This window comes from Thalassobacillus sp. B23F22_16, from assembly GCF_043496955.1.
Classification (GTDB): domain Bacteria; phylum Bacillota; class Bacilli; order Bacillales; family Halobacillaceae; genus Thalassobacillus; species Thalassobacillus devorans_A.
In genome coordinates this window covers 1-18,460 of record NZ_JBIEKD010000037.1, presented here as the reverse complement: position 1 = coordinate 18,460, position 18,460 = coordinate 1, and the positions used below count along the sequence as shown (strand labels likewise).

The 18,460-nt window shown below is 42.6% G+C and carries 16 protein-coding genes and 1 other annotated feature; of the genes, 9 read left to right on the top strand and 7 right to left on the bottom strand.

The window, feature by feature from the left end; translation table 11 throughout:
* The first annotated feature begins 338 nt into the window (after window positions 1-338).
* The 3 genes from ccpA to motS are packed head-to-tail and all read left to right on the top strand — an operon-like array spanning window position 339 to window position 3,003.
* Window positions 339-1,334 carry a catabolite control protein A gene (gene ccpA / locus ACGTNI_RS18795; RefSeq protein WP_085509126.1) on the top strand — a complete coding sequence of 332 codons (996 nt, stop codon included), beginning with the start codon at window positions 339-341 and terminating at the stop codon, window positions 1,332-1,334.
* 54 nt (window positions 1,335-1,388) lie between these two features.
* Window positions 1,389-2,210 carry a flagellar motor protein MotP gene (motP, locus tag ACGTNI_RS18790; RefSeq protein ID WP_085509125.1) on the top strand — a complete coding sequence of 274 codons (822 nt, stop codon included), beginning with the start codon at window positions 1,389-1,391 and terminating at the stop codon, window positions 2,208-2,210.
* Window positions 2,200-3,003 (top strand): flagellar motor protein MotS, encoded by an 804-nt coding sequence (motS, locus tag ACGTNI_RS18785; RefSeq protein WP_394464109.1) that lies wholly within the window; start codon window positions 2,200-2,202, stop codon window positions 3,001-3,003. The genes motP and motS overlap by 11 nt, the downstream gene beginning before the upstream one ends.
* Window positions 3,004-3,052: 49 nt before the next feature.
* On the opposite strand, the gene ACGTNI_RS18780 is transcribed toward motS, so the two are convergent.
* The 4 genes from ACGTNI_RS18780 to ACGTNI_RS18765 all read right to left on the bottom strand — a co-directional run bounded on the left by ACGTNI_RS18780 (window position 3,053) and on the right by ACGTNI_RS18765 (window position 8,725).
* On the bottom strand, window positions 3,053-4,231 hold the full coding sequence (locus tag ACGTNI_RS18780) for an acetoin utilization protein AcuC (RefSeq protein ID WP_394464110.1): 1,179 nt from the start codon (window positions 4,229-4,231) through the stop codon (window positions 3,053-3,055).
* Entirely contained in the window at window positions 4,228-4,872 is a 645-nt protein-coding gene (locus ACGTNI_RS18775; RefSeq protein WP_394464108.1) for an acetoin utilization AcuB family protein, read from the bottom strand. Before ACGTNI_RS18775 ends, ACGTNI_RS18780 begins: the two co-directional genes overlap by 4 nt.
* A 5-nt stretch (window positions 4,873-4,877) precedes the next feature.
* Window positions 4,878-5,525: a GNAT family N-acetyltransferase gene (locus tag ACGTNI_RS18770; RefSeq protein ID WP_394464107.1), complete on the bottom strand. Its 648-nt coding sequence runs from the start codon at window positions 5,523-5,525 to the stop codon at window positions 4,878-4,880.
* A gap of 194 nt (window positions 5,526-5,719) precedes the next feature.
* Window positions 5,720-8,725: a transglycosylase domain-containing protein gene (locus ACGTNI_RS18765; protein WP_085509121.1), complete on the bottom strand. Its 3,006-nt coding sequence runs from the start codon at window positions 8,723-8,725 to the stop codon at window positions 5,720-5,722.
* A gap of 124 nt (window positions 8,726-8,849) precedes the next feature.
* Window positions 8,850-9,058 (top strand) — a binding site (T-box leader).
* A 71-nt stretch (window positions 9,059-9,129) separates the two neighbouring features.
* Between ACGTNI_RS18765 and tyrS the strand changes: the two genes are divergently transcribed.
* Window positions 9,130-10,398: a tyrosine--tRNA ligase gene (gene tyrS / locus ACGTNI_RS18760; protein ID WP_085509120.1), complete on the top strand. Its 1,269-nt coding sequence runs from the start codon at window positions 9,130-9,132 to the stop codon at window positions 10,396-10,398.
* A gap of 136 nt (window positions 10,399-10,534) precedes the next feature.
* Here tyrS and rpsD read toward each other — a convergent pair whose 3' ends face one another.
* Window positions 10,535-11,137, bottom strand: coding sequence for a 30S ribosomal protein S4 (gene rpsD / locus ACGTNI_RS18755; RefSeq protein WP_062447371.1), 603 nt, complete (start codon window positions 11,135-11,137; stop codon window positions 10,535-10,537).
* A gap of 244 nt (window positions 11,138-11,381) precedes the next feature.
* Window positions 11,382-11,861 carry a free L-methionine (R)-S-oxide reductase MsrC gene (gene msrC / locus ACGTNI_RS18750; protein WP_085509119.1) on the bottom strand — a complete coding sequence of 160 codons (480 nt, stop codon included), beginning with the start codon at window positions 11,859-11,861 and terminating at the stop codon, window positions 11,382-11,384.
* A 129-nt stretch (window positions 11,862-11,990) separates the two neighbouring features.
* Here msrC and refZ point away from each other — a divergent pair, with 129 nt between their 5' ends.
* On the top strand, window positions 11,991-12,611 hold the full coding sequence (gene refZ, locus ACGTNI_RS18745) for a forespore capture DNA-binding protein RefZ (protein ID WP_394464106.1): 621 nt from the start codon (window positions 11,991-11,993) through the stop codon (window positions 12,609-12,611).
* On the opposite strand, the gene hisJ is transcribed toward refZ, so the two are convergent.
* Window positions 12,590-13,396 carry a histidinol-phosphatase HisJ gene (hisJ, locus tag ACGTNI_RS18740; protein WP_394464105.1) on the bottom strand — a complete coding sequence of 269 codons (807 nt, stop codon included), beginning with the start codon at window positions 13,394-13,396 and terminating at the stop codon, window positions 12,590-12,592. The two genes, refZ and hisJ, sit on opposite strands and share 22 nt — an antisense overlap.
* A 159-nt stretch (window positions 13,397-13,555) precedes the next feature.
* On the opposite strand from hisJ, the gene ezrA reads away from it, so the two are divergent.
* The 4 genes from ezrA to ACGTNI_RS18720 all read left to right on the top strand — a co-directional run bounded on the left by ezrA (window position 13,556) and on the right by ACGTNI_RS18720 (window position 18,088).
* A complete protein-coding gene (gene ezrA, locus ACGTNI_RS18735) occupies window positions 13,556-15,247 on the top strand; it encodes a septation ring formation regulator EzrA (RefSeq protein ID WP_394464104.1) in 1,692 nt (563 codons plus the stop codon).
* Between the two features lie 179 nt (window positions 15,248-15,426).
* Window positions 15,427-16,566 (top strand): cysteine desulfurase family protein, encoded by a 1,140-nt coding sequence (locus ACGTNI_RS18730; RefSeq protein WP_394464103.1) that lies wholly within the window; start codon window positions 15,427-15,429, stop codon window positions 16,564-16,566.
* Between the two features lie 5 nt (window positions 16,567-16,571).
* The gene (gene thiI, locus ACGTNI_RS18725) at window positions 16,572-17,780 is read left to right on the top strand and encodes a tRNA uracil 4-sulfurtransferase ThiI (protein WP_394464102.1); all 1,209 of its coding nucleotides are present in this window, start codon (window positions 16,572-16,574) and stop codon (window positions 17,778-17,780) included.
* Between the two features lie 107 nt (window positions 17,781-17,887).
* A complete protein-coding gene (locus ACGTNI_RS18720; protein WP_062447352.1) occupies window positions 17,888-18,088 on the top strand; it encodes an alpha/beta-type small acid-soluble spore protein in 201 nt (66 codons plus the stop codon).
* Window positions 18,089-18,460 lie beyond the last annotated feature (372 nt).

The following is an 18,460-nucleotide window of genomic DNA, read 5'->3' as shown; positions in this document are numbered from 1 at the left end:
TAGGGCTTCGCAGTTTGTATCAAAGATATATTTTCTTACGTCAATCTTAAAGAAACCGCCGTATACGGGTCCGTACGTACGGTGGTGTGAGAGGACGGAGGTTAGTCACCTCCTCCTACTCGATTTTTGTACTTATTCATAATTTTGCCACCTTGTGGAAAACTGAGCGAAGAAACTTGTTGAATTGGTTACTTTGTAATTTTATAAAGTTCAATTTTAGGGTATGATTTGTATAGGGATTTTTCTGTACGTCTTTATTGCGGCGAGTAATATAGTATAATATGATTGTTTTATTGATACGCAAACATAGAAGAAAGAATTTGAGGAGGGAACTTTGCATGAATGTAACTATATATGATGTAGCAAGAGAAGCAAATGTATCAATGGCGACTGTATCGAGGGTTGTGAATGGCAATCCTAATGTCAAGCCTGCGACTAGAAAGAAAGTGTTGGACGCGATTGAAAATCTGGGTTATCGCCCGAATGCAGTAGCTAGAGGATTAGCCAGTAAAAAAACTACAACCGTCGGGGTAATCATTCCCGATATTTCCAGCATCTTTTTTGCTGAATTGGCAAGAGGGATTGAGGATATTGCTACGATGTATAACTACAATATTATCTTAAGCAACTCGGATCAAAATAAAGAAAAAGAAATTCATCTAATAAATACAATGCTCGGAAAACAGGTAGATGGTCTCGTATTCATGGGTGGCAAGATTACGGAAGACCACATCCGTGAATTCAAGAATGCTTCTGTACCAGTAGCGTTGGCTGCTACCATTGATGAAACTGAAAGCACTCCATCGGTGAATATCAATTATGAAGAAGCAGCCTTTGAAGCCACTGAATTATTGATATCTCATGGGAATGATCGAATTGCATTTGTTTCAGGCCCTGAAAATACAGAAATCAATACACAGAAGCTTGATGGATACAAGCGTGCATTGAAAGAAGCGGGACGGGAAATATCAGAAGGTTTAATTGTAACGGGTGATTATTCTTATGATTCCGGCATTGAAGCTTTTGAACAATTGAATGCTGAAGGCCAGCCTCCTACGGCTGTTTTTGTAGCTTCTGATGAAATGGCTTTAGGTATCATCCATGGAGCACAGGACAAAGGGTTGAAGGTACCAGAGGATATCGAAGTATTTGGATTTGATAACACCCGTTTAGCTACAATGGTTCGTCCGACTCTTTCTACGGTCGTACAGCCAATGTATGATATTGGAGCGGTTGCGATGCGGTTATTGACAAAATATATGAACAAAGAAGAAGTGACCGAGCAAAATGTAGTACTTCCGCACCGAATTATTGAAAGAAACTCAACAAAGTAAATTGGATGTCGATATTAGGAGTAGAATATAACGCGTCAGTTAGGGAGAGAGAGTATGAAAAAGCGTGATATTTTAACTCCAGTTGGCATCACTCTAGGGACAATCATGATCATGTTTGGAATTTTGTCGAGTGGTGGGGCTTCTGGTTTCCAATCATTCATACAAATTTCTTCGATTGTGATTGTCCTTGGTGGTTTAATGGCAGCACTTATTATCAACTTTAATATCCGTGAACTTAAATTAACATATCGGGTGTTCAAGGAATCTTTTAATCAGAATGACTTGAACCTTCGCGAATTAATTACATTGTTCATTCGTTTATCCGATAGAGCACGCCGGGAAGGCTTGCTGGCATTAGAAACAGAATTGGAAGATGTAGAAGACCCTTTTATCAGAAAAGGCGTATTGCTGGCGGTAGATGGGATTGAACCCGAAGTTATTCAGGAAATTATGGAAGCAGAAATAACGGCTTTGGAAGAAAGGCATCAACGAGGGCGCTCTATTATTGAAAAAGCTGGAGAATATGCTCCGGCATGGGGCATGATTGGCACGTTGATCGGGCTGGTTTTGATGCTGAATAGTCTGACCGATCCCACAACGCTGGGTCCTAAGATGGCCGTCGCACTCCTGACCACTTTTTATGGTACAGTCATGGCAAATCTGGTATTTATCCCTATGGCAGGCAAGCTGGAAAATAAAACAGAGCAGGAGATCTTCCTAAAACAGATTATTATTGAAGGGGTCATAGGTGTCCAATCCGGTCAGAATCCGAAAATTTTAGAAGAAAAACTTAGTGCCTTCCTCTCAGATGAGGAGAAACAAGAAACGAAAGAGCAGGAAGAAGCGTTCATGGGGGAAGCGGCTAATGAAGTCTAGGAGACCCCTGAAGAAACGCGAAGAAAAGGGTGCACCGCGATGGATGGTGACATATTCTGATCTCATGACCTTGATTCTGGTTTTTTTCATTCTTTTATTTTCTATGTCACAGATTGACTTAGTTAAATTTGAGGCAATTTCCGAATCGTTTCGAAATCGGATGATTTTTGATTTTTTTCCTTCCCCCGTAGAGATGGATAATCCCACAGAAAGGACGGACCCGCTTGAAAGTGGGGAAGCGTCGAATGAATTTGAGAACCCAACCAATGAAATGAATGCCACCACCTATGATTCAGAGGCTGAAGAGGCAAATGATGAAAACGATTTGGACCAATTGGTTGAAGAAGTAGAAGCTTTCTTAGATAAAAACGAGCTAAATGAAGTGATTTCTGCCAATCGTACAGACCGCGGTGTGGTGCTGGTTCTTCAGGAACAACTGTTATTTGATTCCGGTGAAGCAAAAGTATTAGAGTCAGGAAAGCCTTTTTTGAGCAAAGTGGGTACGTTATTGACGAATATACCTAACGATATCACGGTGGAGGGTCACACCGACAATCGGCCGATTTCAACATTCAGGTATCCTTCAAATTGGGAATTATCTGGTGCAAGAGCAAGCAGTGTCATCCGATACATCGTAAGAGAGACTAGTCTGGATAGCGAGCGCTTTTCGGCCATCGCGTATGCAGATACACGTCCTGCTGTTCCTAATGATACACCTGAAAATTGGAGTAAGAATCGCCGTGTGGAAATCGTAATTTTAGAGGATACTTATAATAATGAACAAACTTCTTAATAATAAATGAATTAATAAATACCACCTCTCTCCAGGTGGTATTTATTAATTAGGGAGATAAATGGTTATATTTTTTCTGGTTATGGATGAATTGCAAAGCATTTGCTAAGACCTTTTTATTCTTTTCTGTGATTTCTGCTTTTCTTGGAATGGGTTTATAAAAGCCCTCCGGGTCATGCCACGTGGTTGGAAGGTCTACAGGTGACTTTTTTTGCCATTTTTCTATCCATTTAGCAGGGAGGTTACCTGTAAATGGCTGGCCGGTAGTCATAGTTTTCCAAATTTGTGCCCATGCCCTCGGGACGACTCTCCAAATGTCATAACCTCCTCCGCCCAGCGCTATCCACCGTCCTTCACAATGCTGGTGAGCTAATTCGTGTGCCAGCTTAGGTATCCGTTCATAGATTTGCATCGTTGAACATAAATGAGTCAATGGATCAAAATAGTGGGCATCTGCTCCGTTTTGAGTCACAATGACGTCAGGATTGAAATATTCCACAATTTCTTTGAATGCGGATTCATAAAGTTCCAGAAATGACTCATCTTCTGTAAAAGCATCAATAGGCAGGTTGAAGGAATATCCGTATCCTTCTTTTAATCCTCGTTCGGTTACATTCCCTGTGCCAGGAAACAGATAGCGACCTGTTTCATGAATGGAAAGTGTGCAAACGTTAGGATCATCATAAAATAACCATTGAACCCCATCCCCATGGTGTGCATCCGTGTCTACATAGAGGACTTTGTAGCCATACTTCTTTCGAATGTATTCAATGCCGACAGCTCCGTCATTATAGATACAAAATCCCGAAGCCTTCCGTTCAAAGCCATGGTGGAGACCGCCTCCAAGGTTGAGCGCATGTTCACATTCCCCTTCAAGTACTGCATCAATAGCAGTCAAGGTACTGCCGACTAGAAGAGAAGAAGCTTCATGCATGCCTTTGAACATAGGGGTATCCTCTGTGCCGATGCCAAATTCCATGCCTTCTTCTTCTGTAAGATTTCCTGTGCTTGCTTTTTTTACTGCCTCGATGTAGGTGGGACTATGTACCAGCGCTAACTCTTCTTCTGTAGCCGAGCGCGGGGAGAGAAGGTGTTCTGGTTGTATAGAATTTTCTAACTCCAACAGATCTTTTGTCATTTGCACGCGTAACTGGTTGAAGGGGTGGTCGTCACGAAATTTATATTGTGTAAAAGCATCGGAGTATACAAAAGCAGACTGGCACTTCATAATGACATCCCTGGCATGTTTGGCCATAACACTTCATACCCTGCTTCTTTTAAGTCTTCGATTGTCGGCATGGGGTTCATCGTCTGGATACGGAATACCAGTATTTTATATCTGGAATCCGGTTTATATGGGTAAATTAAAACAGAACTGATATTCACTTTTCTTTTCCCGAAAACCTGGGTAACCTTCGGAAGGATGCCGGGAATATTTTTTACTTTTATTTCTATTTGCGAACTTTGTACGTTCGTACCTGTCAGCTGAATCAATGTATAAAGCATATCCTTTTCGGTAATGATTCCTATCAGTCTTTCTTCCTTTGTTACTGGTACACAGGCAATTTCATGTTCATAAAAAATGCTTGCTACTTCTTCTACAAAGTCAAGCGGGTGAACTGTAATAACGGGGTGGGACATAATCGTCTGAATTTCATTTTCAAATTCTTCAGACTCTGACTCATCAAAAATGGAGGGACTTGCATCACGTACATCACGATCTGAAACAATGCCGATAACATAATTATTTTCATCCACAATAGGTAAATGACGGATATGATGCTCATTCAAAAGCTGCAATGCTTTTCCAATCGTTTCGGTCGGCTTCATAGTAATGACGTCTGTCTTCATGATTTCTTCTACTAGCATGGGGTTTACCTCCCTTGTGTACGTTGTCGGTGTCTATTTAAAAATCTTAGACGATCAAATTTTTCAACAGATGATTGCGGAACATTCTCGCCAATGCGCACCATTAAACAGTTCGCCGGATGGGAAACGATTTCGGGATCGTCTGTAGGAGCAGGTTTCAGCCCACCTGCAGCCATCATTTTCTCCATCACTTTCCGATAGTTCCAAATGCTTAACCCCGTTCCTTTGAGGTCCCAATGCCAATAATATTCAGTAGAGATGATGATATAGTTTTCCATAAATTCATCCATCATCGCTACTCTCAGCAAATGAGATCCTACTCTTGCCCCGCGGAAATCAGGAATAACTTCAATGGCTCCCAGCTCAATTAAATCTTCCATTTGAAACTCTGACCATCGTTCTAATGGATCAGGGTGTAAATAAGTTACATAGCCAGCGATGGTATTTTCATGTCTTGCAATGATAATACGCCCTTCTTCAAAATCTGCAATGCTTTTGACTGCTTCAAATTGCTTAGGGCCTGGTCGGAAAGCATTTAAGTCTGGATGAAATTCATAGTTGGAGAGTTCTTCTGAGGTTAGGGGACCTTCGATGACTAATGGACCTTTTTCCGTATCTAAGACCTTGGAATGATACGTCTTTACATGCTTCATTGATACACCACCTGCTATAAAGGTTATTATCACTGTTGATTTTCATTATACATGAAATCTATTTAAATTGAATCTATCAGCTGGATCTAACAAGTGAAATCTTTGCAAAAAAACCTCCTCTCAAAAAGAGAGGAGGATTATTAAAAGCCGTTTATTATCGGTTAAAATTTTGGCTCATGATAGGAAAGGGCGGATTATTCTTCTCCATCTTCGGATGGTGCTTCGGATTCTTCATCTGCCCCATCTTCAGCTGCATCATCCGTATCTTCTTCTGATTGCTGTTCATCTGTCTGTGATTCGGATGTATCGTCTGTAGATTCTTCTTCAGGTGCATTGTTATCTTCTTCGGCCGGTTCATCGGATGGTTCTTCTTCCGGCTCATCTGCAGGGGCATCGGCCGGTTCATTCGGTTCATCCGGTTCATTAGGCTGACCAGGTGAACCTACTTTGACAGCGGAAGACATGGACGATTCCATACCGAAGTAATCGACTGCCTTTACAGCATAAAAGCCATCAGAACCAGAAAAACCATATCTGGTGTCTGTGGTACTGCCAATGAGGCTGTATGACCCATTCTCTGAGGAAGCACGATACACACGATATCCCACAACATCATTGCTGGATGAAGCCGACCAGCTAACTGCAGAACTGTTCGCTGTCACGCCACCCGGTGCGGCAGGATTCTTACCGTCATTTTCAATTCCTTCTGATGCGTCAATGGAACTGCCGTCTGGTAAAGCTACCTTGCTCCATTTATCCGAAGAAGGGATTAAATGAGGTAAAATATCCGGTTTATCCAGGCCTCTTTCTTTTAAGAAATCTGGATTCAGCGTTACGCCTCCGCTGCTCTTATTAACGAATTCGCTTGGTGTACTTGGACCTGCGACAACCAGCTTATCTTTGACTTTGACAAAGTCGCCGCCGCCACTGGTTAAGCTGTCATCTTTCTTAGTTGGAGCATGGTCGGCATTGTAAATATCTTTTTCGACTAAACCAGCTTTCGAACATAAGTCGGAAGGTACCAGCCCGGAAGTGGCACAATAAGAGCGCTCTACGATCCCATCCGGCCGCTCGAAGCTTTTATTTGGTGCCGCCAGTTCAGGATTAACTTCCGATATTGCATTTACCACTCGCGCCCAAAGAGCTGTGTTCCGGCTGCTATAGCCATTACGGTCCAATTTGAGTTTATAGTCGTAGCCCATCCACATACTCACGGTGATATTCGGATTCGTGGCAACGAACCAGGTATCCGTATAATCATTGGATGTACCAGTTTTACCGGCCCAATCGACGCCTGGATTAGACAACTGTCCTTTAATACCGGAAGCTGTCCCATAATCGAGTACATCTCTCATCATATCAACCGTCAAATAAGCGGTCTGCGGGCTGAATACTTTTTCAGCTTTATTTTCATGTTCATATATCGGTTCGCCATTTTTATCGACAATTTTTTCTATCATGTAGCCATCAGCGAATTGGCCATTATTACCCAACGTTGCGAAAGCATTGGTATTTTCTTCAATGGTTACATCCTGTGCCCCGATAGCGGTTGCCTGGTAAGAGAAGGCTTCATCAGCAATGGTAGTGAAGCCCATTGCTTTTCCGTATTTCGCCATGTCCACGCTCTTGTTAGCTTCATTGAAAGCTTTGACAGCAGGTATGTTGTATGATTTAGCCAAAGCATATCTGATGGAAGTAAAGCCATGATACCCACCGGAATAGTTCCTCAGTTCTTGGTCGATTCCTACATATTTGAAGGGTACATCGGCAAAAACAGATCCAGGGTGTAATATGCCTTCCTCTATTCCTGGTGCATAAGCGATAAGTGGTTTCATGGTACTACCGGCTGATCGTCTGGCCTGGGTGGCGTGATTCAATTCTCCATGTTTGAAGAAGTCACGACCACCAATGAAGGCGAGTATCTTACCAGTCTTGTTTTCCATGATTACACTGCCGACTTGAACGGGTAGTGTGACATCAACCATATTGCCGTCCGCATCTTCCAATTGGGTGGTTTTATTGCGGCCATAGTTGTTATATTCATTTTTAACTTTCTGTACGACGTCATACATTTCTTTATCGATTGTTGTGTGAACTTTATATCCACCAGAGCGGAGTTCGCGTCTGGCATTCGCTTCATACTCTTCCCGGAGTTCTTCATCAGATTGTAAATCTTCCATTGTATGGCCGTCTTGTTTTGCTAGACTCCTAGCGAGAATTTCCTGGGCACGTTCTTCTACTTCAAATGTAAGCCATGGATAATCATTAATAGAAGAAGGTTCTGGATCAGCCAGGTTTGATTTAATATCATACTCAAGCGCTTCTTCATATTCTTCCTCGGTTATATAGCCGCCCTCCAGCATTCTGGAGAGCACTTCCCGCATTCGGCTGAGTCCTGGTTCGATATTTTCTTTTTGCTGTCCTCCATTAGTAAAGGGAGAATAGTAAGTAGGACTTTGTGGAAGGCCGGCAATAAAAGCAGCTTGAGGAAGTGTGAGATCTTTAGCATCGACATTAAAAATCCCTTGTGCAGCTGTCTGGATACCTGCAATATTTCTTCCATTCGCATCACGTCCGAACGGGACGATGTTTAAGTATGCTTCTAAAATTTCATCTTTTTCGAAGAAGCGTTCTAAACGTAGAGCAAGCAGGATTTCTTTGGCTTTACGTTCAAAAGAAACCTCATTTGTCAGAATCTGATTCTTGATGATTTGCTGCGTCAAAGTACTTCCCCCGGTTTTTATGGAGGCATTGGTTACTTCCTGTGCCACAGCTCTCATAATTGCTTTTGGTACTACTCCGTCATGTTCATTGAAGTTTGCATCTTCTGTCGCAATAATGGCATTCTTCAAATAAGGGGCAACTTCATCGAGGGTCACTTCTTCTCTGTGTAAATCTGACCGAATTTTACCTAAATATTTATTATCTGCAAAATATAGTTCTGAGGTAGAAGCGTAATTATACACATCCTGGCTCATTTCCTCTTTGCTCATGACCTTTTCGTCTTTTACGAGTGAGGCAAAATAACCAGCTCCAGCACCTCCGGCAAAAAACAAACCGATAATACCGAGCACAATGAAAAATAAGATGATGTTCCACGTAACATCATAAGTAATACGGCTAGACTTTTGGAGTTTTCCACTTCGCCAAAATTCCAGCAGTTTTTCTTTATTTATACCTTTTTTGGGGTAATTAGACATAATAAGACCTCCTAAAAAATCCATTTTATATTATAACACATCCTGCCAATGTCAGGAATGCACGAATGGAATTAAGGATTGCTTTTTTGGCAGGTCTATGTTAAAAATATTATTAAGTTAAATAGCAAGAGCAATGAATGATTGCAGTAACAAGAGGATCACTGTATTCAGAGAGCCGGCGGCTGCTGCGAGCCGGTACAAATTCACCTTGTGAAATACGATCTGGAGCTTTCTTCTGATTAAACAGAAGACGGTTTTAACCGAGCCGTTATCGATACAAGTGGCACAGGAGTGTGCAACAAGGGTGGTACCGCGACAAATCTCGTCCCTTTTTTCTGCTGGGCGGGTTTTTTTATTTGTCCGGAAATATATGCATGGTGGTAATCAATTGGAGGAGTGAGGATATGGACATTCTACAAGATTTAGAAGAGCGTGGATTAATCAATCAAGTGACAGATGAAGAAGGTTTGAAAAAGCATTTAGCAGAAAATCAGGTGACACTATACTGTGGATTTGATCCGACAGCAGATAGTCTGCATATCGGTCATCTGCTTCCGATACTGATGTTAAAAAGGTTCCAGCGTGCCGGGCACCGTCCGATCGCCCTTGTGGGTGGCGGAACGGGGATGATCGGGGATCCGAGCGGACGTTCCACCGAGAGACAGCTGAATGAAGCGCACGTAGTAGAAGGTTACAGTGAAAGCATTAAAAAGCAGCTTGCCAAGCTGTTGAATTTTGATGAAGGCGATAATGCAGCAGTCGCGCGTAATAACTACGAATGGTTGTCATCCATTAATATCATTGAGTTTTTGAGAGATACGGGCAAGCATTTTGGAATCAACTACATGCTCGCTAAGGATTCAGTGGAATCCAGAATTGAGCATGGGATTTCTTATACAGAGTTCAGTTACATGATTTTACAATCTCTGGACTTTTACAACTTGTACCAGAAAGAGAACTGTACGCTTCAAATTGGTGGAAGCGACCAGTGGGGTAACATTACAGCTGGGCTGGAATTCATTCGTCGCCGTGCAGCAGGAGAAGAAGAAGTGAAGGCATACGGCATGACGGTCCCATTGGTGACAAAGGCTGACGGCAGCAAGTTCGGAAAGACAGCAGGAGGAGCAATCTGGCTCGACAGTGAGAAAACTTCCCCTTATGAATTTTACCAATTCTGGATTAACACAGATGACCGAGATGTCATTAAGTTCTTGAAATCTTTCACATTCCTGGAGATGGCTGAAATAGCAGCTCTTGAAAAAGAATTGCAGGAGCAGCCGGAAAAGCGGGCCGCCCAGCGCAGGCTGGCAGAAGAAATGACGGAGATGGTGCATAGCAAGGAAGCACTGGAACAGGCGCAGCGAATTACCGAAGCACTGTTCAGCGGGGATATCAAATCATTGTCTGGTGAAGAAATTGAACAAGGATTCAAAGATGTTCCTACACACGTGGCAGACAACAAAGAACTCGGTTTGGTAGAACTGCTAGTAGAAGCGGGTATCGCTTCATCAAAAAGACAGGCGCGTGAAGATATCAAAAATGGAGCCATTTATATCAATGGGGAACGCCAGCAGGAGCTTGGATATACCCTCCGGGAAGAAGATCGTATCGAAGGAAGATTCACGATCATTCGCCGTGGCAAAAAGAAATACTTCATGATTCGCTTTCAATAAATCATTCAAAACCTGTGGCATAGACCACAGGTTTTTGCTTTTTGATAGGGACGCTCATTTATTACAGAATTACGCACCTTTATCTGTCATATAAAAAAAGCCATCCGAAAACTCGGATGGCTTTTTTGGAAGCATATTAACGAGAGTAGAACTCAACGATAAGCGCTTCGTTGATTTCAGAAGGAAGTTCAGCGCGTTCAGGAAGACGGCTGTAAGTACCTTCCATTTTCTCAGCATCGAAAGTAAGGTATTCAGGAACAAAGTTGTTCACTTCAACCGCTTCTTTAACGATGTCAAGGTTTTGTGACTTTTCGCGAAGGCCGATAACTTGACCAGGCTTCACGCGGTAAGATGGAATATCAACACGTCCACCATCGACAGTCACATGGCCGTGGTTTACCAATTGGCGAGCTTGACGGCGAGTACGAGCCAAGCCAGCACGGTAAACAAGGTTATCCAAACGGGATTCCAGTAAGATCATGAAGTTCTCACCGTGGATACCTTTCATGTTACCTGCTTCTTCGAATAGGCGACGGAATTGACGTTCCGTTAGTCCAAACATAAAGCGAAGCTTCTGCTTCTCTTGTAGTTGAAGACCGTATTCTGAAAGTTTTTTACGTTGGTTTGGACCATGTTGTCCTGGAGCGTAAGGGCGCTTGTCAAGCTCCTTACCTGTTCCGCTTAAAGAAATGCCAAGGCGACGTGACTTTTTCCAAGTCGGACCTGTATAGCGTGCCATAGGTATTTCCTCCTTTTTATTTTATTTGCATAAAATAAGAACAGTGTGTCCCACACACGATGCTCATTTTGTTTTCATGCACCATCGCTCCAGCAGCAGAGAGTTACACGATGCACCTCACCTGGAGGAACAAAATGATGACAACGCAGGTTCACATAGGCTGCCATTTATTTTACACAAAGGCTATTATAGGCTTTACACATAAAGAAGTCAAGGAAGAATTGAAATTTGATAGACTCTATCACTAGATGTACTGTTCCAGCATCCGGGCGAATTTTTCCAGATAGATTTGATCTGTTTCATCGAAGCGAGATTTTGATGGGCTGTCGATATCCAGTACACCGAACAATTCCTTGTTTTTAAAAAGAGGAACGACTATTTCTGACTGGCTGGCAGCATCACAGGCAATATGCCCAGGGAAAGCATGGACATCCTCCACAAGCTGGGTTTGTTTATCTGCTACAGCTGTTCCGCACACACCTTTGCCGGAAGGAATGCGTACGCAAGCCGGCAGTCCCTGGAATGGTCCCAGCACAAGTTCTCCTTCTTTCCAAATATAAAAGCCAACCCAGTTAACATCATTTAAAAACTGGTTTAATAGGGCGGAAGCATTTGAGAGGTTGGCGATCTGATCGCTTTCTCCTTCCAATAAAGCAGCAAGCTGCTTAATCAATAGCTGATAGTTTTCTTCGCGGGTACCATTATAATGCATAGTTTGGAACATAAGATTACCTCCAGTACATATTCGATATTTTTCGAGCCTGCAGGTGCAGGAATTGACGAACGTTTTTTACAGGATTCTTGGTGAATAACGGCGAATTTTTAATCTAATAAGAGAGGAGCTGATGTCCTGATGAAAAAGACCACGACCAGACAAAAAGTGATGGATGTCGCTTGCCGGCAGTTTTTCCTAAAAGGATACCATGGTACCTCCGTCAGGGATATTGCTGGTGAGGCCGCTGTGAATGTTTCTTTGATCAGTTATTATTTCACCAATAAGCAGGGCCTGCTTGAAACGTTGATCATTGATTATTATGAGGATTATATCGGTCTGGTCGAGCAGCAGGCTGATGCGATGGATGAATTAGACCCGATTGATCGTCTTTGCCGTTTAATTGAAGTAATTCTACATTACAAGCAGGATCGTCATCAACTGACATGTCTTATCCAACGGGAGCTGTCTCTTGACAACCAGTTTGTACGTGAAATGCTGGTAACCTACTTGTCTAAAGAAAATCATTTGCTATATGGTTTATTCCAGCAAGTAGTAGCCCCGGTGGTGAGAGAAAAACGGGACGCCCGGTTTTTATTTCTTCAATTTAAAGGCATGCTTCAGGCCCCTTATGCTATGCCGCATGATTGGAAGGATTTTGTGACATTCGACCAATCCCATAGCTATTTTGCTCAACAATATAGCCGTACGGTTCAAAAGTGGGTACAAATGCTTTGTAATCAGCCGGTTGTCAGTGTGTGATCGATTCGGTCAAAGCCTTGGCCGATTCCTTTGCTTTTATGAGCATCAGATCCATAGATAAGCTCGATTCCTGCCTGATACGCTTGTCTGGCGATACGCTGCGGAGGATAACTCTCCAGGCAGGCGGGCTTAAAATACCCTGCAGCGTTGTAGTCCAGCTGATAACGGCCCTGCTTAACTTTTTCCAACAACGCAGATATAGGAGCATCCCAGTCTGCGGGAGATGGAAAATGGTGATGGAATTTGCGCACGAGCGTCATATGACCGATTCTGGCAGGCTTGTACGGCCCAAGGTCTGCCTTTATTGATTTTTCCAACGTTCGAAAGTAGGCATGGTAAACTTTTTCGAGCGAGCCGAAGTCATCGATTGCTCCTTGGAAAGCTGATTCACTAAAGTCAATGCAATGATAGTGGACTGGCCCTTTCAGAAAATGGACAGAAAGTATACTGTCATCTAATCTGCTGCCATATTTGGAAAGAAAATCACTGGTTTCCTGCTCGTAGCCTTCAATGTAATCGACTTCCAGCCCAATAAGAATGTCAATATCCCTTTGATATTCTTTTTTTATTTGTTCAATATCCTGGATATAGCGCTCCAGTAATCGGAGATCCATGCCACTGTCTTTATCAGGCACAGGATCAAGGAAAGATGGTGGCAGTGGTGCATGTTCTGTAAAGGTCATCGAGTGGTATCCTTGCTTCAAAGCCTCTTCTACGTAGGCTTTTAATGGATCGGAAGTGCCGTGTGGACAATAAGGAGTATGAATATGGCCGTCAATTTTCATCGAAATTCCCCTTTTGTGTAGAAAAAAATGTCATATTGTTAATTATTTTGAAATATTTTAGCCAAAATGATTGTTCTCATGGTATCATAATTACAACAATTTATCATTTTGGAGCCTATTTTCCCCTATTGGAAGGTGTCATCTGTTAGGAGGCTGTTTATGGAGTACGTGATCGGGATTATTGTATTGATTATCGGCTTAATCATATATGGATTAATTAGCCGTAAGAAGTTGTATGATCAAGTCGATCGACTGGAAAATTGGAAAATGGATATTATGAATCGGCAAGTGACCGAGGAGCTTTCTAAAGTAAAGAACCTTAACCTCTCGGGTGAAACTCAGGAAAAATTCGACGGTTGGCGAGGACGCTGGGATCGTATTCTTACCCAGGAATTGCCGGACTTAGAAGAAGATTTGTTTGATGTGGAAGAAGCTGCTGACCGTTACCGTTTCCGGAAAGCAAAACAGAAGATTCAAGAGACGGAACAAAAACTGGAAACGATAGAAGCGGACATCAAAAAGATTTTTAAAGAGCTTGAGCAGCTCCTTGAATCGGAACAGTCAAGCCGAGAGGAAGTAGAACAGGTACAACCTGTATTGAAAGAGCTGAAGAAAGAGTTAATGCAGAATCGCCATAAATATGGTAAAGCCTATCGTGCATTGGATAAAGAAGTAAGTGAGATTCAGCAATCCCTCGATGAATACAAGAAGTTGACCGAGCAAGGAGATTATATGGAAGCCAATGAGCTTGTCCAAACGTTAAAGGTTAACTTGGCAGACCTTCAGGAGCGAATTACCGCATTGCCGCTGTTGTATAAAAAATGCCGGCAGGAAGTTCCTAGCCAGCTTGACGAAATCCTTGCAGGTATGGCAGAGATGAAAGAAGAGGGGTACCGTCTGAGCCACCTTGGTTTTGAAAAAGAAATACATACTCACCGGGAGACATTGGCTGCGTGCGTGTCCACGATGGAAGATGGAAGCCTTGATGGCGTCGAAGATACTGTGAAAGAAATGGAAGCCCGTATTCAGGAAATTTATCAGTTGCTTGAAAAAGAAGCGATTGCCAGGAATACTATTGAAAAACAATTTGAGCCATACCAGGAAGTGCTGGAAGAATCCGAACAGATTCTACTTGCCACAAAACATGAAGTGCAAGAGCTGCAGCGTACCTACCATTTTGAAGATAAGGATATGGAAAAGCAGCTGCTGCTCGAGAAATGGATGGTTAAAATTAAAAAGCAATTCATGGATTTTCAAAAGAAAATGGAAGATGACACGACTTCTTATAGCGAGCTGCAAGAACAACTTAAGGATTGTCAACAGCAGCTGGAAGAACTGCAGGCTGAACATAAAGCGTTCAGTGAAAGCATTAGAGCTTTGCGGCAGGACGAAAATGAAGCAAAGCAGAAACTGGTAGCTATGCAGCAATCGTTACAGGATATAAACAGAAAGCTCAGCAAGAGTAATCTGCCTGGCATACCCGAGGAGCTTGCGGAGGAACTGAAGCGGGGCCATGAAGAGCTCGAAAGAGTTTTTATAAGTCTGGAAGAGCAGCCGCTTGAAATGACCAAGGTCAACAATACATTAGATGAGGCCTCTGAAAAAATCGGCCAGGTAACTGAAGCTGCAAGCCGGACAATGGATCAGGCTCTTCTGGCCGAACAGGTGATTCAATACGGGAACCGTTATCGCAGTCAATATCCATTGGTTGCAGCCAGGCTGTCTGAAGCCGAACGTGAATTCCGTTCGTTCAATTATGAGACTTCATTTGCACTGGCTTCTGAAGCTATAAAAGAAGTAGACCCAGACCTGATGAACCGATTGGAATCACGTGATGACGTATTAGTGTAAGATGGAAACGGTGGACATCCGTTTTGGATTAGACTTTAGACTTCCTTCCTGCTGAAATGAATAGTATTCCAGATAAATACAGGAATCATCAATTCTATGATGGTTCCTGTATTGTTTATTTTTAACATAAGGTATGATAATATATGAGACTGCAAAATAACGCCAAAGGGGAAATCCCGATGATTTATTTAGATAATAGTGCTACGACGAAACCGTATCCAGAAGTAGTCGATACCTTCCAAAAAGTAGCGGAACAATATTATGCCAATCCTTCTTCCATCCATAGCTTTGGCAGTGAAGCTGAACGTTTATTGCTTCAATCCAAAAAGCAGGCTGCCCAGCTGCTTAAAATAGCAGCTGAAGAAGTTATTTTTACATCAGGTGGCACGGAAGGGAACAATATAGCTATCAAGGGAATTGCATTGGAGCACCAAAATCGAGGGAAGCATATCATTACCAGTCAAATTGAACATCCTTCCGTCCTGGAAGCATGTGCTTCTTTAGAAAAGCTGGGCTTTGAAGTAACCTATCTACCTGTGACGGAAGCAGGAGAAGTGCGCTTGGAAGATGTGAAGGAGAGTATCCGTCAAGATACCATCTTGCTTTCACTCATGTCTGTAAATAATGAGCTGGGGACTATCCAGCCGATTTATGAAATAGGGCAAGTCGTGAAACTACATCCAAAGTTGTTTTTCCACGTGGATCACGTACAGGGACTGGGTAAATTAGAACTTGATTTTTACGAGTGCGGAATCGACTTATGTACCATGTCCGGTCACAAGATTCACGGGTTGAATGGTACAGGTGCTTTATTTATAAAAAAAGGGACCAGGCTATTTCCTCTTCATCATGGAGGGGGACAGGAAGGGGCATACCGTGCTGGTACAGAAAACCTGCCTGGTATTGTTTCTTTTGTGAAAGCTTTGCGCTTAATTTTGGAAAAAAAGCAGACAGAACTTTCCACCTTGAAGAATTTGAATCGCCGACTCCGGGAAGGGTTAGCACAAAATAGATTTGTGATCATCAACTCCCCTAAGGACGCTGCACCGCATATAGTTAATGTTTCTGTTCCGGGTTTTAAACCGGAAGTGGTGATTCATGCACTTGGAGAAAAAAATATCTTTATCTCTACGATGTCAGCATGTTCCTCCAAACGAGCCGATGAAAGTGCGGTACTGGCAGCCTGTCGCCTAAGAGAAGACAGGACGACAAGTGCATTGAGAATCAGTTTGTCTTATTATACGACACAAAAGGAAATTGATATATTTGTCTCGGAATTAGCTAACGTTTTAACCGAATTAAATAAAGTAATGGGGTAGATAAAATGGAATTTGATCAAATAATGGTGCGGTATGGCGAGATGGCACTTAAAGGGAAAAACCGTCATAAATTCGAGCAAAAACTGCAAAGCAATCTGGTGCATAAACTGAAAAGGTTTCCTCTTGCCAAGCTGAAAAAAACGAGAGATCGTATGTATATCCTTTTGAATGGGGAAGATCCATATGAGGTAATGCAGACATGTCAGGAAGTCTTTGGCATTCAGAGTTTAAGTTTTGCCCTTCGTACCGAGCAAGATGAGGAAAAAATCAAGGAGGCAGCATTATTTGCTTTTCATGACGCTAAGCATGCCAGTACCTTCAAAATTTCTGCCAAGCGAACCGATAAGACATTTCCGATCAAGTCTCAGGAAATGAATCAAATGCTAGGGGCGCATATCCTGAAAAATACGTCAGATGTTACAGTTGATGTTCACCGCCCGGATGTTGAAATAGTGGTGGAAATACGTCAGGATGCTGTCTATGTAACCTCGAAGAAATACCAAGGTGCTGGCGGACTTCCTGTCGGTACAACAGGGAAAACTTTATTGCTCTTGTCTGGCGGAATTGACAGCCCTGTTGCTGGATATCTTGCCATGAAGCGTGGAGTAGAGGTCGAAGCTATTCACTTCCACTCGCCACCTTATACAAGTGAACGAGCCAGACAAAAAGTAATGGATTTGGCTCAGGAAATGACCAGGTTCGGTATTAAAATGAAAGTGCATATGATACCTTTCACAAAAATTCAGCAGAAAATTCATCAGGAAATGCCTGAAGGTTACAGCATGACAATCATGAGGCGCATGATGCTTCGAATAAGTGAGGCTGTAGCAAGGGAACAGGACATTCTTTCTATGACAACTGGCGAAAGCCTTGGCCAGGTTGCCAGTCAAACAATGGAAAGTATGAGTGCTATTAATGAAGTTACAAATTTTCCTGTCATACGACCGCTAGTAGCCATGGATAAATTAGATATTATTTCGATATCACAAAAAATCGGCACTTACGATATTTCCATTCGGCCATATGAAGACTGCTGCACGGTTTTTGTGCCGAAAGCTCCTAAGACGAAACCAAAGAAGGAAAAAGCCCGCGAGTACGAATCTGCGGTCGATTTTTCTGAAGATATAAAAGAAGCGGTGGAGCAAAGAGAAGTGATAGAACTGAAGCTGCAAACCGAGTTGAAAAGTGAAAATGAATTCGAAGATTTGTTTTAAACACTGATATTACAGGTTTCAAGCTACTAGCAACAAATACCAGCAAGAGGTCTGAATGAAAAAAATCCTCGTTACACATGATAGAAGTAACGAGGAGGTGAAATAACATGGCTCAAAACAACAACTCAAACCAATTGCTTGTACCTGGTGTACAACAAGCTTTGGATCAAATGAAGACTGAAATCGCTCAAGAATTCGGAGTTCAACTTGGTCCTGACTCAACTTCCCGCGCTAACGGTTCTGTTGGTGGTGAAATCACTAAACGCTTGGTTCAACAAGCTGAACAGCAATTTGGTGGTCAACAATAACTAATTAAATATGTATGGCAAAAAAGCCTTGCTGGCCAACAGCAAGGCTTTTCTTAATACTTTGGCCCAGTCAAACGTAGTTTATTTACCATGAGCGGCTTTATTCAGTAAAATGGCCGAAAAGTCGAAGACTTGATTTCGAGATGATTGTAGGAGTTAAGGGGCGTTGGGGAAGGATTCGCTTTCCTGCGGGGGACCTGGCAAGCTTCCTCGGGCTGTGCCCTGCGGGATCTTGCCTTGCTCCTTCTCCCGCGGGAGATTCCTGTGGGATTCAGTAGAGGGGTCTTGAATGAAAAAAAGCCCTCCGTTATGATGCATTTGTACAACCAAATACAAACAAACATCAAAAGGAGGACTTCCCCTTGAATTCTA

Coding starts and splice junctions, on each gene's coding strand:
- ccpA (WP_085509126.1), top strand. CDS start 339: ATGAATGTAACTATATATGATGTAGCAAGAGAAGCAAATGTATCAATG.
- motP (WP_085509125.1), top strand. CDS start 1,389: ATGAAAAAGCGTGATATTTTAACTCCAGTTGGCATCACTCTAGGGACA.
- motS (WP_394464109.1), top strand. CDS start 2,200: ATGAAGTCTAGGAGACCCCTGAAGAAACGCGAAGAAAAGGGTGCACCG.
- ACGTNI_RS18780 (WP_394464110.1), bottom strand. CDS start 4,231: ATGAAGTGCCAGTCTGCTTTTGTATACTCCGATGCTTTTACACAATAT.
- ACGTNI_RS18775 (WP_394464108.1), bottom strand. CDS start 4,872: ATGCTAGTAGAAGAAATCATGAAGACAGACGTCATTACTATGAAGCCG.
- ACGTNI_RS18770 (WP_394464107.1), bottom strand. CDS start 5,525: ATGAAGCATGTAAAGACGTATCATTCCAAGGTCTTAGATACGGAAAAA.
- ACGTNI_RS18765 (WP_085509121.1), bottom strand. CDS start 8,725: ATGTCTAATTACCCCAAAAAAGGTATAAATAAAGAAAAACTGCTGGAA.
- tyrS (WP_085509120.1), top strand. CDS start 9,130: ATGGACATTCTACAAGATTTAGAAGAGCGTGGATTAATCAATCAAGTG.
- rpsD (WP_062447371.1), bottom strand. CDS start 11,137: ATGGCACGCTATACAGGTCCGACTTGGAAAAAGTCACGTCGCCTTGGC.
- msrC (WP_085509119.1), bottom strand. CDS start 11,861: ATGTTCCAAACTATGCATTATAATGGTACCCGCGAAGAAAACTATCAG.
- refZ (WP_394464106.1), top strand. CDS start 11,991: ATGAAAAAGACCACGACCAGACAAAAAGTGATGGATGTCGCTTGCCGG.
- hisJ (WP_394464105.1), bottom strand. CDS start 13,396: ATGAAAATTGACGGCCATATTCATACTCCTTATTGTCCACACGGCACT.
- ezrA (WP_394464104.1), top strand. CDS start 13,556: ATGGAGTACGTGATCGGGATTATTGTATTGATTATCGGCTTAATCATA.
- ACGTNI_RS18730 (WP_394464103.1), top strand. CDS start 15,427: ATGATTTATTTAGATAATAGTGCTACGACGAAACCGTATCCAGAAGTA.
- thiI (WP_394464102.1), top strand. CDS start 16,572: ATGGAATTTGATCAAATAATGGTGCGGTATGGCGAGATGGCACTTAAA.
- ACGTNI_RS18720 (WP_062447352.1), top strand. CDS start 17,888: ATGGCTCAAAACAACAACTCAAACCAATTGCTTGTACCTGGTGTACAA.